The sequence below is a fragment of the Amycolatopsis sp. NPDC051128 genome (genome assembly GCF_040682715.1).
Lineage (GTDB): Bacteria > Actinomycetota > Actinomycetes > Mycobacteriales > Pseudonocardiaceae > Amycolatopsis.
This window is the reverse complement of record NZ_JBFBBN010000076.1, coordinates 11,853-25,791: the sequence shown is the minus strand read 5'-3', so window position 1 is coordinate 25,791 and position 13,939 is coordinate 11,853. Positions and strand designations below refer to the sequence as shown.

At 71.9% G+C, this 13,939-nt stretch carries 9 protein-coding genes and 2 pseudogenes; 2 read left to right on the top strand and 9 right to left on the bottom strand.

Annotated features, from left to right (window positions below; all coding sequences use genetic code 11):
• The first annotated feature begins 388 nt into the window (after positions 1 to 388).
• On the top strand, positions 389 to 1,609 hold the full coding sequence (locus AB0M82_RS43395) for an SGNH/GDSL hydrolase family protein (RefSeq protein WP_364735238.1): 1,221 nt from the start codon (positions 389 to 391) through the stop codon (positions 1,607 to 1,609).
• 36 nt (positions 1,610 to 1,645) lie between these two features.
• On the opposite strand, the gene AB0M82_RS43390 is transcribed toward AB0M82_RS43395, so the two are convergent.
• Genes AB0M82_RS43390 through AB0M82_RS43365 form a run of 6 tightly spaced genes read right to left on the bottom strand, consistent with a single transcriptional unit; the run spans position 1,646 to position 10,886 of the window.
• Positions 1,646 to 6,703 carry an RHS repeat-associated core domain-containing protein gene (locus AB0M82_RS43390; protein WP_364735236.1) on the bottom strand — a complete coding sequence of 1,686 codons (5,058 nt, stop codon included), beginning with the start codon at positions 6,701 to 6,703 and terminating at the stop codon, positions 1,646 to 1,648.
• Positions 6,697 to 7,251 carry a YbaB/EbfC family nucleoid-associated protein gene (locus AB0M82_RS43385; RefSeq protein WP_364735234.1) on the bottom strand — a complete coding sequence of 185 codons (555 nt, stop codon included), beginning with the start codon at positions 7,249 to 7,251 and terminating at the stop codon, positions 6,697 to 6,699. Before AB0M82_RS43385 ends, AB0M82_RS43390 begins: the two co-directional genes overlap by 7 nt.
• On the bottom strand, positions 7,248 to 7,592 hold the full coding sequence (locus AB0M82_RS43380; protein WP_364735232.1) for a type VII secretion target: 345 nt from the start codon (positions 7,590 to 7,592) through the stop codon (positions 7,248 to 7,250). Before AB0M82_RS43380 ends, AB0M82_RS43385 begins: the two co-directional genes overlap by 4 nt.
• A gap of 4 nt (positions 7,593 to 7,596) precedes the next feature.
• Positions 7,597 to 9,564, bottom strand: a complete 1,968-nt coding sequence (locus AB0M82_RS43375) for a hypothetical protein (protein ID WP_364735230.1) — start codon at positions 9,562 to 9,564, stop codon at positions 7,597 to 7,599.
• An 8-nt stretch (positions 9,565 to 9,572) separates the two neighbouring features.
• Positions 9,573 to 10,025 carry a hypothetical protein gene (locus AB0M82_RS43370; RefSeq protein WP_364735228.1) on the bottom strand — a complete coding sequence of 151 codons (453 nt, stop codon included), beginning with the start codon at positions 10,023 to 10,025 and terminating at the stop codon, positions 9,573 to 9,575.
• 18 nt (positions 10,026 to 10,043) lie between these two features.
• Entirely contained in the window at positions 10,044 to 10,886 is an 843-nt protein-coding gene (locus AB0M82_RS43365) for an ESX secretion-associated protein EspG (protein ID WP_364735226.1), read from the bottom strand.
• Positions 10,887 to 11,107: 221 nt separating this feature from the next.
• Here AB0M82_RS43365 and AB0M82_RS43360 point away from each other — a divergent pair, with 221 nt between their 5' ends.
• On the top strand, positions 11,108 to 12,034 hold the full coding sequence (locus tag AB0M82_RS43360) for a hypothetical protein (RefSeq protein WP_364735224.1): 927 nt from the start codon (positions 11,108 to 11,110) through the stop codon (positions 12,032 to 12,034).
• Here the strand turns inward: AB0M82_RS43360 and AB0M82_RS43355 are convergent.
• From AB0M82_RS43355 to AB0M82_RS43345, 3 genes and pseudogenes are all read right to left on the bottom strand, one after another.
• Complete coding sequence (locus tag AB0M82_RS43355; RefSeq protein ID WP_364735222.1) at positions 12,012 to 13,256, bottom strand: DUF222 domain-containing protein; 1,245 nt, start codon at positions 13,254 to 13,256, stop codon at positions 12,012 to 12,014. The genes AB0M82_RS43360 and AB0M82_RS43355 overlap by 23 nt on opposite strands.
• Positions 13,257 to 13,458: 202 nt before the next feature.
• Positions 13,459 to 13,706 (bottom strand): annotated as a pseudogene (locus tag AB0M82_RS43350) (flavin reductase family protein); the annotation flags it as partial.
• 23 nt (positions 13,707 to 13,729) lie between these two features.
• Positions 13,730 to 13,939, bottom strand: a pseudogene (locus AB0M82_RS43345) (flavin reductase family protein); the annotation flags it as partial.

The following is a 13,939-nucleotide window of genomic DNA, read 5'->3' as shown; positions in this document are numbered from 1 at the left end:
CTCCGGGCCGCCTGCCAAGGCCACGTCGACCGACCCGGCGGGCAATGCGACCGTGACGACCCTGGATCGGACCACCGGCAAGGCGGTCCAGGGAGAATTCCAGGGCGCCGCTGAACCGGGCGGGGCCGGGAGCCGTGCATTGGGTGAGGGCGTCTCGCACACGCCCTCCGGGGTCACTACGACGCAACGATCCGGGCCAGCCTCCGCCCGGTCGGGACCGGGTACCCCGGCGAGCGGCCGTCGCGGCAACGGCCACCTCGCGCGGGCCCGTCCGGCATCCCCAGAATCCCGGACGGGCCCGCTCCTAGCCCGCTGTCCGGGATCTTGTCCGCCACCCTCACCTGATCAGCGGTCGCCGTCCGGCGTCGCCGCGGGAGAACGTGGGTGTATGCGACGTCTTTTCGCCGTGAGTGCGGCAGTCCTGGCGGGGTTCGGCATCCTCACGACCTCCGGCAGCGCGAATCCGGAAAGCGCTTCCTCGGTCGTCGCCCAGCACGCCGTCGGCGGCTGGGTCGGCACCTGGGCGGCCGCGCCCGCGTCCGCCGTGCCGAACACTCCGGACGGCTACCCGGGTTACTCGATCCGCAACGTCGTGCACACCAGTGCCGGCGGCGGCCGCGCCCGCGTCCACCTGTCGAACGCCTTCGGGACCACTCCCCTGACCTTCGGGCACGTCACCGTCGCGGTCCAGGGCACCGGCGCGGACGCCGTCCCGGGCTCGCTGCGGTCGCTGACGTTCGGCGGCGCCGCGAACGTCGTCGTGCCGGCCGGCGCCGAAGCGCTGAGCGACCCGGTGAACCTGCGGGTGCCGGCCGACGCCAACCTGCTCGTCACGACGTACGTGCCGGCGAAGTCCGGTCCGGTCACCTACCACCCGGCCGCCGCGCAGACGTCGTACTTCACCCGCACCGGTGACTTCGCCGCCAGTGAATCGGGTGCCCCGTACACCGAGCAGACGTCGGTGTGGCACTACGTTTCCGGCGTCGACGTCCAGGGGAACGCCGACGCGTCGATCGTGACGCTCGGCGATTCGATCACCGACGGCGTCGGGTCGGTCGCCGGGGCCAACCACCGCTGGCCGGACTACCTGGCGGACCGGCTGCACGGCCGGTTCGGCGTGCTCAACGCGGGGATCAGCGCGAACCGGCTGCTGCTGGACGTGCCCGGGTCCGGCGCCGGCCAGAACGCGCTGTCCCGGTTCGACCGCGACGTGCTGAGCGTCGGCGGGGTGCGGACCATCATCGTGCTGGAGGGCATCAACGACATCCAGCAGACGCCGCACCAGACCGACCCGGCCGCGATCACGTCGGCGTACCGGCAGCTGGTGGCGCAGGCGCACGCGCGCGGCATCCGCGTCCTCGGCGGCACGCTCACGCCGTTCAAGGGCTGGCGGGTCTACGACGAAACGCTGGAAGCGACCAGGCAGGCGGTCAACACGTTCATCCGCACGGGCGGGGTGTTCGACGCCGTGGTCGACTTCGACGCGGTCGTCCGCGACCCCGCCGACCCGCTGCGGATGCTGCCGGCCTACGACTCCGGCGACCACCTCCACCCGGGCGACGCGGGCTACGAGCGCATGGCCGCGGCGGTCCGCCTCGACCGGCTCTGATCACCAGCAGGCCGTCGTGCCAGCGGTGTACCCCGGTCAGAGGCCCAGGTCCATCGGACTGCCCGGCTGGATCGGGGGCAGCTGCGGCGGGTCGAAGTCACCCCGTTCCAGCCTGGCCCAGTCCTCCGGGGTCGGGTCCGGGTAGTACCGCTGCCAGGCGTCGTCGCCGGGCCAGTTGCCGGTGCGCGCCGCATTGCGGGCTTCGTGCAGCTCGAACGCGTCGCGGTCGTCGAGAGGGCGGGTCGTGACGTGGTTGGTGCCCGGCACCGACGCGCCCCCGGCCGGAACGGGGTCGTTGGGCCGCGGGTTGTACCGCATGCCCTCGCCGCCGGCGTGGACGTCGTTGACCATCTGGTGGTAGGAGTCGTCGGCCATGTTCATCCGGTTGCGGGCGGCCGCGTCGGTGGGCGTGCCCTGGAACCCCGGCTGGTGGGCGTAGCCGAGCTGGTTGAGCTGGACCGCGGTGTTCGGGTCGTTGTTCTCGATCGCGGTCCGCTGGTCACGCCGGTAGTCCGGCGCGTTCCAGCCCGAGTCGTGCACGGCGTGGCTGGTCCCGGTGCCCGGGTGAGCGCGGTGGGCACCGTGCTCCTCGTAGTACGCCCACGCGTTGTTCTCCAGGTCCCGGCCCTGCCTCCGGGGCACCTTGCCGGCGGCGCCGTTGTCGTTGAGGACGTCGAAGCCCGCGGTGTGCTCGGACTGGTGGGTGCTGTTGCCGTCGATCTTCGAGTCGAACTTGTTCTCGAGCCGCTTGCGCTCGAAGTCCTTGTCGCCGTAGGTGCCTTCCGGGTACTTGTGCGCCCGGCGCTTGCCTTTGTTCGGCGCTCCGTCCGGCTTGCTGTACGGGTGGAACTGGTTCGGCTTCTTGCCGCCACCGCCGCTGCCGCCCGCGCCCGACGCGGAACACGGCGTGGCCTTCGCCAGGCCCAGCGGGTCGATCGACGCGGTCGGGTTCCCGACGTAGGCCAGCGAGTCCGGGTCCGGCGTGAGACCGAGCGGGTCGTGGGAGACGAACCGTCCGGTCTCCGGGTCGTAGTAGCGGTGCAGGTTGTAGTGCAGCCCGGTCTCCGGGTCGTGGTACTGACCGGGGAACCGCAACGGGGTGCCGGCCTGGCCGCCCGCGGAGACCACCGTGCCCCACAGCGCCGTGTGCTGGTGCCCGGCCAGCGCGCCCGTCTCGTCCAGCAGTTCCGCCGGCGAGCCGACGAGGTCGGTCAGCACGGCGTGGAACCGGTCGGTGCCGCCGCCGAGCACTCGTTCGGTCTGCGCGAGCGGGCGCTCGGCGTCCGGCGCCCAGTCCCAGACCGTCGCCACCAGCGGGCCGCCGGGGGTGCCGTGCACCTGTTCGGCGAGCAGGGTGCCGTCCCAGGCGAACTCGACCTGCTCGGCGACGGCGCCCGTCGCGTCCAGCCGCTGCTTGGCGATCCGCCGTCCTACCGCGTCGTAGCGGTACTGCCAGGTCACGCCCTCGGGCGTGCGGACGGCGGTGAGCCGGTTCTCCGCGCTCCAGCGGTATTCCCAGCGCCGGCCGCCGCGCTCCCGGGTCACGACGCGGCCTTCGGCGTCGTGGGTGTAGCGCGTGGCACCGGCCGCGGCGAGCAACGTACCCCGGTAGGACCGGGGGCCGGTCACCTCGGGCGCGCCCGGCCAGTCGGACGCCGTGATCGCGCCCGTGACGTCGTAGCCGTAGCTCTCCTGCCAGCGGGCCCCGCGGACGGCGAGCACCCGCCCGCCCGGGCCGACCTCGAGGCTGCGGGGACCGGAGATCAGGTCGGTCACCGTGGCCAGGTAGCCGTCGGGCAGGTAGCCGTACTCCCGGCGCTGCACCGTGGCCTCGCCACGGCGCACGGTCTGGGCCGCCAGCTGACCGGCCGGCGTCCACGCCTGGTGGAGCTCGGCGGCGACGCCGTGCCGGGTGACCAGCCGGCGCGCGGTCTCGCGACCGGCGGCGTCGTAGCCGAACTGCAGCGTGCGCCCGCCGGTGGTCAGGGACGTCGCGCGGCCGCGGACGTCGTAGCCGAACACCGCTTCCGCCCCGGTCGGGGTGCGGCGGTGGGTCCGGCGGCCGAGCAGGTCGTAGACCGACCGCACGGCCCGGCCGTTGACCGCCTCGCTGACCACGCGGCCCAGCGCGTCGTAGGCGAACCGCAGCTCGCTGTGCGCGTTGCGGGCCAGGACCACGCGGTCGGCCGCGTCGTAGGCGAACTCGGCGACCTCGTCGCCACTGCGGCGCCGGACCACCCGGCCGAGGGCGTCCCGCTCCAGCGCGATGGTCTGTCCCGCGCCGTTGCTGCGGAGGATGAGCCGCCCCGCGGCGTCGTAGGCGTAGTCGAGCGACCGGCCGTTGTAGTCGACCTCCCGCACGAGCCGGCCCGCCGGGTCGTACTCGTAGCGCCAGACCAGCCCGGCCTCGTTGGTCACCGACGTCAGCCGCAGCTCGGTGTCGTAGCCGTAGCGCAGGACGCCGCCGTCCGGGCCCCGCTCGGTGACCGGCAGGTCGAACTGGGCGTATTCGATCCGGCTGACGCCGCCGCGCGGGTCGGTCCGTTCGTCGGCGTTGCCCACGGCCACCGAGCCGAAGCGGTGCACAGCGCCGTCCGGGTCCACCTGTTCGACCAGATCGCCCGCCGCGTTGTGCACCGTGCGGGTCGTCGCGCCGGTGGGGTCGGTGACGGTCGAGAGCCGCCCGAGCGAGTCGTAGGCGTAGTGGGTGGCCGAGCCGTCCGGCGCGGTGATCGCCACCGGCAGCCCGGCCGCGTTCGACTCGAACCTCGTGACCCCGCCGAGGGCGTCGGTCACCGTGGCCATCGTGCCGGTGACCTCGTCGTAGGTGTAGCTCGTCGCGGCGCCGGTCGGGTCGATGTCCCGGACCAGCCGGCCGCGCTCGTCGTGCTCGTAGCGCCAGACGGCGCCGTCCGGACCGGTCACCGCGGCCGGCCTGCCGTGCTCGTTGTACTCGGTGACCATCCGGGTGCCGTCGGCGCGGACCACGGCGGTGATGTTGCCGGCGCCGTCGCGTTCCCAGCGGGTGACGCGCCCGAGTTCGTCGGTCCGCGCGACCTCCCGGCCGAAGCGGTCCAGCTCGGTGCTGGTGCTGTTGCCGAGCGCGTCGGTCCGGCCGATTACCCGCAGCCGCTCGTCGAGGCGGTAGCGGGTGACGGCGCCGAGCGAATCGGTGACCGAGGTGAGCCCGGGCTCGTAGGACAGCGTCGCGTCGAGGTAGCCCTCGGTGCCGCGAGCCTGGACGCAGCGTCCTTCGGCGTCGTACTGGTAGCCGTACCAGCGACCGTTGACGTCTTCCCAGCGGACGATCCGGCCGTCGGCGTCGTAGCGGAACCGATAGGGAGTCCCGGCGGCGTCGACGACCTCGGTCAGCCGGCGGCGCTCGTCGTAGCGGTATTCGGTGAGCGGGACCGGTTCTCCGGCGACGCGCACCGCCGTGATCAGCCCGTCGGCCGAGTCGAGTTCCAGGCGGTAGCCCCCGGAGTGTTCGATCGCCACCGGCACACCGCCGCGGTGCTGCACGACGACCCGGTTGCCCGCCCCGTCGACGAGCGCGCGCAGCGGCAGGGTGGTCTCCCCCGCCTTGGCGGCGAAGTAGCGCATCCGGTCGTTCTGCGGGGAACCGACGACGAAGCCGTGCCGCACCCGGCGCAGCGCCAGGTACGGGCCCTGCTCCGGCAGCACCGGCTCGATGCCGCGCGGCACGGGATAGCGCAGCAGCGTCCCGTCGGCCAGCGCGAGGTGCAGGCCGTCCGGTTCGACCTCGATCCGTTCGTCCACTGTGGACGTCCACGTGGGACCGAAGAACCGGCCGGCGCGGTAGCTCGACAGGTGCGTCCGGCCGAACTCCAGCGGCAGCGCGCCGGGCAGCAGGACGTCCGTCTGCTCCAGGAGCACGGCGCCGGTGGCGACGTCGACCGGGTCCCCGCACAACGACCGGTCGGCGGCCGGCGTCGTGTGCTCGTCCGGTTTCGTGTTGGTGTCCTTGATCTTCGGCGGGGTCTCCGGACCCTTGCCGGCACCGGACGGCGCGGTGTTCCCGTCGGGCCCCTTCGACGCCGGGGGCGGCGTGGGGTCGGCTTTCGGCGGCGGGGTCTCCTCGGGACCCTTCGACGCGGGCGGCGGGTCGGTCTTCGGCGGCGCGTCCGGGGAACCGTGCGCGCCCGATGGCGACGTGCCGTCGCCCTTCGCGCCCGACGGGCTGGTGCCGTCGCCCTTCGGCGCCGGCGGCGGGTCGGTCTTGGGGGGTGGTGCGTCGGGGGAGCCGTTGCCCTTGGGGCCGTCGAGGCCTTTGGGGTTGCCGTTGATGTCGGCGTGCTTCGGCGGCGGGGCACCCTTGCCCGGCTTGATGTTCCGCAACGCCTTCGCCGCGTCGGAAAACAGATCACCAGCCCGCTTCAACAGCGGAATCAGCGCCTGCAACGCCTTCACCAGCCGCTTGGTCAAATCCGCGATCTTCGACGCCGTCTTCGCCACCGCGTTGATCACCTGGGGAACGACCCAGGTCATGCCGATGCCGAGGGTGAAGACGACCTGCAGCGCCCAGCTGATGAGGTGGCCGACGAGTTCGGCGATGATGTCGCGGACCAGGGCCCGCACCGCGGCGACCACCTCACCAGCGGTCTTCACCCCGCTGGAAGCACCCTCACACCCCTTCTGCGCGGTGGACAGCAAGGTGACGGTGTCCTGCGCCCGCTGCCGGTAGGTGTCGGCGGCGTTCCCCGTCCACGACGCGGTGTCCGCCTTGACCATGCCGGTCAGGTCCTCGCCGATGCTGCCGAGTTCGCCGGCGACGTTCTTCCAGGTTTCGGCCTGGGCGGCGATCTCGTCGGCGTTGCCGGTGAGGCCGTTGAGGGCTTCTTTGAGCGGGCCAACGTGTTCGATGAGCCAGCCGACGCCGGCGGCGAGGATCGCGCCGAACGGATCCATCGCCATCGACAACGCATCCAGCGCCGTCCCCACCGCACCCAACGCGACCGACGCCCAGTCGCCACTCTCGATCGCCGACTTCAGATCATTCGCCGACTCCAGCAGCGAAATCCCCGAATACGCCGTCGTCGAGTCCTTGGCCTCCGCGACCAGCGGATTCACCACGGGTTGTTGTCCTCATCGTCGGGGATGCCACGCCGCCGCGGCGGCGGCGATGCCTGCGGGGCCGCGGGCGCCGGCGGAACGGCCGCGCCGCCCGCCGGGGACGGCGGGACCGGGCCCGGCTCCGCGGGCGGCGGCTGGTCGTCCGGGTCGTCCGGATCGGAGAACCGGCCGCGCAGGGAGTCCAGCAGCGCGGCGCGGGTCTCGCGGTCCTCGTCGCCGAGCGACTCGGCCATCACGCCGGCGACGCGGTCGGCGATGCCGGACTGCGCCCGGCGCATCGTGGTCAGGATCTGCCGGGACAGCTCCTCGAGCGGGAACGACTTGACCTTGTTCGTGAAGGTCAAGTCGGTGACGGTGCCGTCCGCGCCGACGGTGACGCTGACCGCGCCGTCGGAGCTGGTCGCGGTCAGCCGCAGCCGTTCGGTCTGCTCCTGCGCCGCCTGGTACCGCTGCGCCTTCGCCGCGAACCCGGCCGCCCAGTCGTCCATCCGGCGGATCGTCTCCTCCGGGTCCCGCATCAGGTCTCCCAGCCCGTTCGGCCCCGTCATGCCTTCACCTTCGTTTCCGCCGTGCGCGGCGCCGCCGCGAGCTGCCGCTCGAACGGTTGCGCGTTGCCTTCTTCACCGTCGCGATAGGACTGCGCCGCGGTCTTGACGTTGTCCGCCAGCCCGCGCACGCCTTCGATCGAGGCGCTCAACGCGTCCTTCGCCTGCTCCCCCGTCGGCCGGATGATCGGCGGGAGGAACGCGCACAGCAGCCCGTAGGCGTGGTCGGACATCGCCGAGTCGGCCGCCGAAACGGCCGTGTTGAGCCGGTCCACCAGGCTCTCGACGTGACTCGCGTGCGCGACCAGTTCGTCCGGTTCGACCTCGAAACCGCCGGCCGTCATGCGCTCACTTCCAATCCTGGTTCTTCCAGTCGCCGATCACCGGCGGTGCGACCACCTGCTCACCGGCGAAGAAGTTCGGGTCGTCGCTCTCGACGTAGTCCGCCGACTTGTGTTCCTTGTCGTCTTCCTTCTTGCCGCCGCGGGCGCCGGCGCCCATGCCGCCCATGCCCGGGGCGCCCGCCGCGCCGGCCGCACCACGCCCGGACGCCGCACCGCGCCCCGCCGCCGCTTCGGCCTCCGCGGCCGCGCCGGACGCGGCGCCACCACTCAGGTTGCCCGCGCCGCGCACACCCGAGCCGCCGGCCCCGATACCGGCGCCGCCGCCACCACCGGACCCGCCGAGGGAGGCGCCGCCACCGCCGCCGCCGCCACCACCCGGGCCGCCGAGCCGGCTGGCGATGCTCTCGCCGTTGATGCCGCCGCCGCGCCCGATGGTCGGCATCTTGGCCCCGCCCGGGCCGTTGAGCCCGCCGGTGCCGGTCGGCAGGCCGGTGATCGGGTCGATGCCCGGCGGGGTGAACCCGGGCAGCGGGCCGCCAACGCGACCGCCGCCGCTGTTCGGGATGTCGGGGATGGGGATGTTCGGCGGCGTGTAGCCGCTGCCGCCGGTGCCACCGCCGCCGATTCCCTGTGGCGTGAAGCCGGACGACGTCGTCGAGTCGTCGAAGCGCGGCACTGAAGAGCCGGGAATGCCGGAGCCGGTGAAGCTGCCGCCGGGCAGGTCCGGGACGTCGAGCTTCGGCGGGGTGAAGCCGGCGCCGCTGCCGGGGATGCCGCTACCGCTGCCGGGGATGCCGCTACCGGAAAAGCCCGCGCCGCCGCCATCCGGCCCACCCGGGATACCGCTGCCGGAGAAGCCGGAACCGCCGGCGCCCGAGCCGTCGCCGGGAATGCCGGGCATCCCCGCGCCGCTGCCACCCGCACCGCCGCCCGCACCACTGCCGCCGGCGCCACCCGAGCCGTCGAGTGCCGCGACGTTCAGGTCGGCCGGGATCCGCGTCCCCGCCGCGTCCGACGACGGGGCCGTCGGGGTCCGCGCCAGCAGCGGCTGGACGGCACTGTCCGCGACCGCGCCGCCCGAGGCCGGGCGGCCCGCGAGGCGCGGCGAGGTGGCGGTCGGCAGCTTCGGCGGAGCCGGGAACTTCGGCGTGGCGACGGCGCCGCCGATGGTCTCGTCGTACTGCGTCAGGATCTGCGCGGCGTGCTCACGGGCGGCCTGCTGCGCCCGGTAGGTCTGCATCGCCTCGCCCGCCGCCGACGCGTACTGCACCGGGTCGGTCATCGACTGCAGGCGCTGGTTGGTGGCCTGCAGGTCGAACTGCACCGGCGGGTTCGCGGCCATCTGCCGCTGAGTCTCGTTGAGCGCCTGGGAGTGGATCTCCTGCTGCCGCCCGGCGAGCGTCGCGCCCTGCGCGGTGGCGCCCAGCCACTTGCCGACACCGGCCAGGTGCTCGCGGACGGCGTCGCCGGCGTCGCCCTGCCAGTTGCTGGTGCTCGCGGAGATCGCGTCGGCCAGGTTCCGCTGGTGTGTGCCGAGGTCGTTGCCGACCCGCACCCACTCCTCCGAGGTCTCCGCGACGGTCGCCGGGTTGGCGTCCAGCGAGATGGCGTCGTTCATCTGCTCGTGGCTGGCGTTGTTCCACAGCATGTGCGGGGGCTCGCCTGTCTCGCGCATGCTGAGGCCCTCGTCAAGCCCGTGCTTCGCGTCGGCCAGGTGCTGCTGGTACAGCTCCTGGATCTTCCTGTCGCGCAGGACCGGGTCGACGGCCGGGCCGAGCCAGCCGCGCCGGATCTCGTCGTCGATCTGCAGGGTGGCCATCGCCCGGATCTGGTCACCCGAAGGCGCGGAGTCGGCGACCAGCGGCCCGACGTAGTACTTGGACGACGAATCGGCCGTCACGTCGTACAGCGGGCTGCGCGGGTCGTAGTCCGGGGACGACGGGTCCGACACGGACTCGGCGGTGGGTGCCACGGTCTCCCTCAGCTCTGGTCGGCGGGCGGGAGGGCCGCGAGCTCGGCCCGCGTGTCCTCTTCCCGGGACTGGTAGTTCTGCTTCGCCAGCTTGATCGCCTCGATGTAGGTCGGGAACTCCTGCCGCGCCGCCTGCAGCTGGGTGACCAGGCCGTGCTCGTCGGCCGCGGTGCTGACCATGTGGTCGGCGACCCACAGGCCGACGGCGGTCCGGCTGAGCGCCGGCTTGTCGTGCAAGCGCTGCAACGCCGACCAGCGCGCTTCCAGCGACTCGAGCACGCCTTCGAGCGCCTCGATCAGCCGGTTGCCCGTGGTGTCGTCGACCGCGAAGCCGCCGCTTTGGGCAAGCCGCTTCAGCTGCGCACCCGCCAGGCCGATGCGGGCCACCTCCATCGCGGGGGTGGCGGCGACCGTCTCCTTCATCGCCTGCATCGCGGGGGTGGCCGCCGCGTCGTCGGTCATCAGGACTTTCCTTCCCGGTCAGTAGACGGCGGCGATCGCGTCGCGGATCGCCCGCGCGAGGTCGGCCCGCCCGGCCGGCACGTAGTCCGCCGTCAGTTCGCCCGACTCGCCGGTCCTGGTGTGCACCAGGTAGCGGCCGTCGGCGGTGTCCAGCCAGCTCAGCGGGTCGCTCGCCAGCCGCTCGCCGTGCCTGCCCTGCGCGGTGACGGCGATGTGGCCGCCGCCCAGCCGCGGTTCGGCGAGCACCTGCTCCAGGACCGCGATGTCCGACGGCTTGGGCGCCGGTGGCCGGCGGCCTGGCCGCACCACGGCCTTGACCTCGATCATGCCGAAGGCGTCGGTCTCTTCTTCCTCGAACTCCGCGTCGGCGATGCGCTTCGCCGTCATGGCCGAGACTTCGCGGCCGGCCGCGCGGTGCACGACGTGCCTGCCGGTGGTGGCGGCCGGGGCCGGTGGCAGCACCCCGGTGACGACCTCGACCAGTTCCTCGTCCGCGAACAGGGAGAACAGCAGGTCGTCGGTGTCCGGGGCCTGGGTGATGCCGAGCGCCTGGGCGCCATCGGTCACCACGAGCACGGCGACGTCCGCACCGAGGCCGTCGATCCCGCTCACCGCAACCGAAACGCGGGGCCCGGCCAGCAGCTCGAACGCCGTCCGCACGCCCGGGTGCAGTTCGCCCGACACCGAAAGCCGCCGTTCCTCCAGCGCGTCGTACACCTGGCGCGCGACCCGCACGAACCGCACGGGATCGGCCGGGAGGTTCCCGGCGCGCAACGGGTAGCGCCGGACGTCGCCGCCGGTGGCCTGGCCGACGACGAGGGCTTCGACGGCCCCCAGGACGAATTCGAACCTGTCCGCCATTTCCCCTCGCCGATTGTTTTCGTCAAGCCCTCAAGCAAGTCTCTTGACGAAGATTAGCAGTGCCACCTGTTCACGCGTCGGCACCGCCACCCGGATGCCCGAAAGACCACGATCCCTGGACTGTGCGGGCAAAGCGGCTCACCTGGTCGGACCACAGCGTTTCCACAGCAAGACACAGCGAAACGACAGGTCGATCCGGTGGTACCGGCCGTTGGACGGGCATGGGAAGACGGATCCGCTGGACGCTCGCCGGCACGGGGCTCGCCGTCGCCGCGTTGACGGCCGGACTACTGGTCGCGGTCGACGGGCACCGGGTCACGCCGGTGGCCGAGACGGGGACGGCGGACCCGCCGCAGGACACCGCGATCAGCCCGACCCCGGTCACGTCGACGTCGGAGGTCCCGTACCCCGACCTCTCGTCGGTGGCGGCCGACCTCGCCGACGCCGTGACCGCCGCGTCGCCCGGCACGAGCGTCGGATTCGTGCTCTACGACAGGGAGTCCGGGAAGGAGCTGGCGTCCCTCGACGCCGACCGTCCGCTCTACACGGCTTCGGTGGTCAAGCTGCTGATCGCGATCGACGAGGTGCACGACGACGCCACCGGCACGTGGGCGCTCCCGGACGCCGACGCGGTCGAAGACCTGACCGACATGCTGGCGGGCAGCAACGACGCCATCGCGTCGGCGTTCTGGGAGCGGAACGGCGGCACCACGATCGTGACGCGTACCGCGGCGCTGATCGGGCTGACGCACACCACGGCGCCGTCCGATCCGACCCAGTGGGGCATGGCGAAAACGAGCGCCTCGGACGTTCTCGCGACCTACGAGTTCCTCGAGGACGTAGTGCCCGACGAGGTGGCGTCGCCGCTGCTCACCGCGCTCGGCAACGCCCGCGATCCGGCCGACGACGGCTGGGACCAGTACTTCGGCATCCCGGACGGGCTGCCCGGGCGTTCGTGGCAGATCAAGCAGGGCTGGATGATCCTGCGGAACGCGCTGGTTCTCAACACGACCGGCGTCGTCGGCGGACGTTACGTCGTGGCGCTGCTGACGCAGCAACCCCTGATCAGCTCGGCGAAGGGCCGAGCGGCGGTGACGGCGGGCATCAAGATGCTCGCGCCACTGCTCACCCAGCTCGACGCGACCTGAAGTCGTTTGCCGGTTGGTGGAGGTTGTTGCGTCTGGGTTTTCGGTGTTTGTCCAGGAATACTGGTGGGAGGAATTCGGGGAGGCCGTCGGCGGCGATGCGGACGTCCCACCCGGAGCGGTGCAGCAACCGGTGATGGTGACCACACAACAACACCAGATTATGCAGGTCGGTCGGCCCGCCCTCGGCCCAATGCCGGATGTGGTGGCCCTGACAGTGCCGGGGTGGCCGGTGACACCCCGGGAAGGCGCAACCCCGGTCGCGTAGGTAGAGGGCGCGGCGCAGTCTGGTGGAGACCGTCCGGCGAAGCCTACCGAGGTTCAGCGGCTCGTTCTTGCCGCCGAGGACCGCCGGGATGACCCCGCAGTCACAGGCATGCAGCCGGGCCTCGGCCGCGGAGACCGTCCCCAGGTCACCGAGGATCGCGTGCCCGACACCGGACTTCAGGTCGGCGAGAGAGACCGTGACCATGACGTGGGCTCGTTCCCCGGCCTGCACCGGCAGATCCGACGAGTTCAGCGCCAAGTCGAGCAGGTCGGAGAAGGCGTCGCCGTAGCGTTCCTGCGGAGACCGCAAATCCGGGCCCTCGTCACTGGCACGGCGTTCGGCCATGGAGTCCAGCAGGGCGCTGGCGCGGGTGCCGGTCTCGTCATCGAACCTGCCGTGCAACTCCCAGATTCCGGTCTTCTTCCGCCGCAACGACACCTCCCGACCCGGGGTGGTGGGTTCGGTGGCGTCGGGTTCCGGCCCGTCCGGGACAAGATGCGCCAGAATCCGTGCGCCGAGCGCGGCGACCTGCTTGTGCCCGGCGTCCGCGGCGAAGGCCAGCAGAGACGCCTCAGCCTCGTCGCGATGCTCGACGGGGACTTGCTGCACGACCCCGACAATGGTGTCGATCATCGGAGTGCTCAACACCCCGCTTCGGGCGGCGACCCCGGTGGCAGGAGCAACCGCGGGAACGGGACTGCCGTCGAGGTTCTGGCCAGGGTTCACCGCCCGCGCTCGCTTCACCATCACATCGGCGGCCTGCTTCGACACATCAGCCAGATGCTCCAGCAACCGGGCAACAGACCGATACCCGAACAACTCCATCACCCCGCGCGCCTCGATTTCGACGAGCAGCGCACCGAGTTCGGCTTCGGCGGACCGCATGGACACCAGCAGCTCACCGATACGGTCGGCGAGAGCGACCGCATCGGCTTGCCACACAGCACTGCTGTCCATGACCCCAACACTACCCGCACATGAACACACGTTCATCACACGATCAGGTAGCCGCAACGGGCAACTGTCCTTGCACCGCAACACTTACCCCGAACGAGAACAGCGGCAGGGGAACCGTCGCGTGGGGAATCGGCGCTGCCGACCACAAACCCAAAGCAACCACAGCAGCGCCGATTCCCCACGCCGCGGCGAAGCCGTATCTTTAAACCCAGCCACAAGAACGCGACACAACGTCGCGAGCCCGCTCGATGTCCGGCCCCCGATAAAGCCGCTCCGGAATCCGAGCCAAAGCCGACGGATGAACCTCCGGCCCCAGCCCGTAAGCTTCTGAAAACTCATGATCAACGGCCGCCAAGCGTCCGGATCGATGCGGTCGTCGCTGCCGGGCAGCCGAACGGAATCGTGCACGAACACCCGCTGCACCCGCACCTCGATCGCCACGATCCCGCCGCAGCGAAGCCGTATCTCCAAACTCAGCCACAAGAACGCGACACAACGTCACGAGCCCGCTCGATGTCCGGCCCCCGATAAAGCCGCTCCGGAATCCGAGCCAAAGCCGACGGATGAACCTCCGGCCCCAGCCCGTAAAGCTTCTGAAAACTCATGATCAACGGCCGCCAAGCGTCCGGATCGATGCGGTCGTCGCTGCCGGGCAGCCGAACGGAATCGTGCACGAACACCCG

Bases quoted from the DNA above. Each gene is read 5' to 3' on its own strand.
- AB0M82_RS43370 (WP_364735228.1), bottom strand. From the start codon at position 10,025: ATGACCGACGACGCGGCGGCCACCCCCGCGATGCAGGCGATGAAGGAG.
- AB0M82_RS43360 (WP_364735224.1), top strand. From the start codon at position 11,108: ATGGGAAGACGGATCCGCTGGACGCTCGCCGGCACGGGGCTCGCCGTC.
- AB0M82_RS43365 (WP_364735226.1), bottom strand. From the start codon at position 10,886: ATGGCGGACAGGTTCGAATTCGTCCTGGGGGCCGTCGAAGCCCTCGTC.
- AB0M82_RS43355 (WP_364735222.1), bottom strand. From the start codon at position 13,256: ATGGACAGCAGTGCTGTGTGGCAAGCCGATGCGGTCGCTCTCGCCGAC.
- AB0M82_RS43385 (WP_364735234.1), bottom strand. From the start codon at position 7,251: ATGACGGGGCCGAACGGGCTGGGAGACCTGATGCGGGACCCGGAGGAG.
- AB0M82_RS43395 (WP_364735238.1), top strand. From the start codon at position 389: ATGCGACGTCTTTTCGCCGTGAGTGCGGCAGTCCTGGCGGGGTTCGGC.
- AB0M82_RS43380 (WP_364735232.1), bottom strand. From the start codon at position 7,592: ATGACGGCCGGCGGTTTCGAGGTCGAACCGGACGAACTGGTCGCGCAC.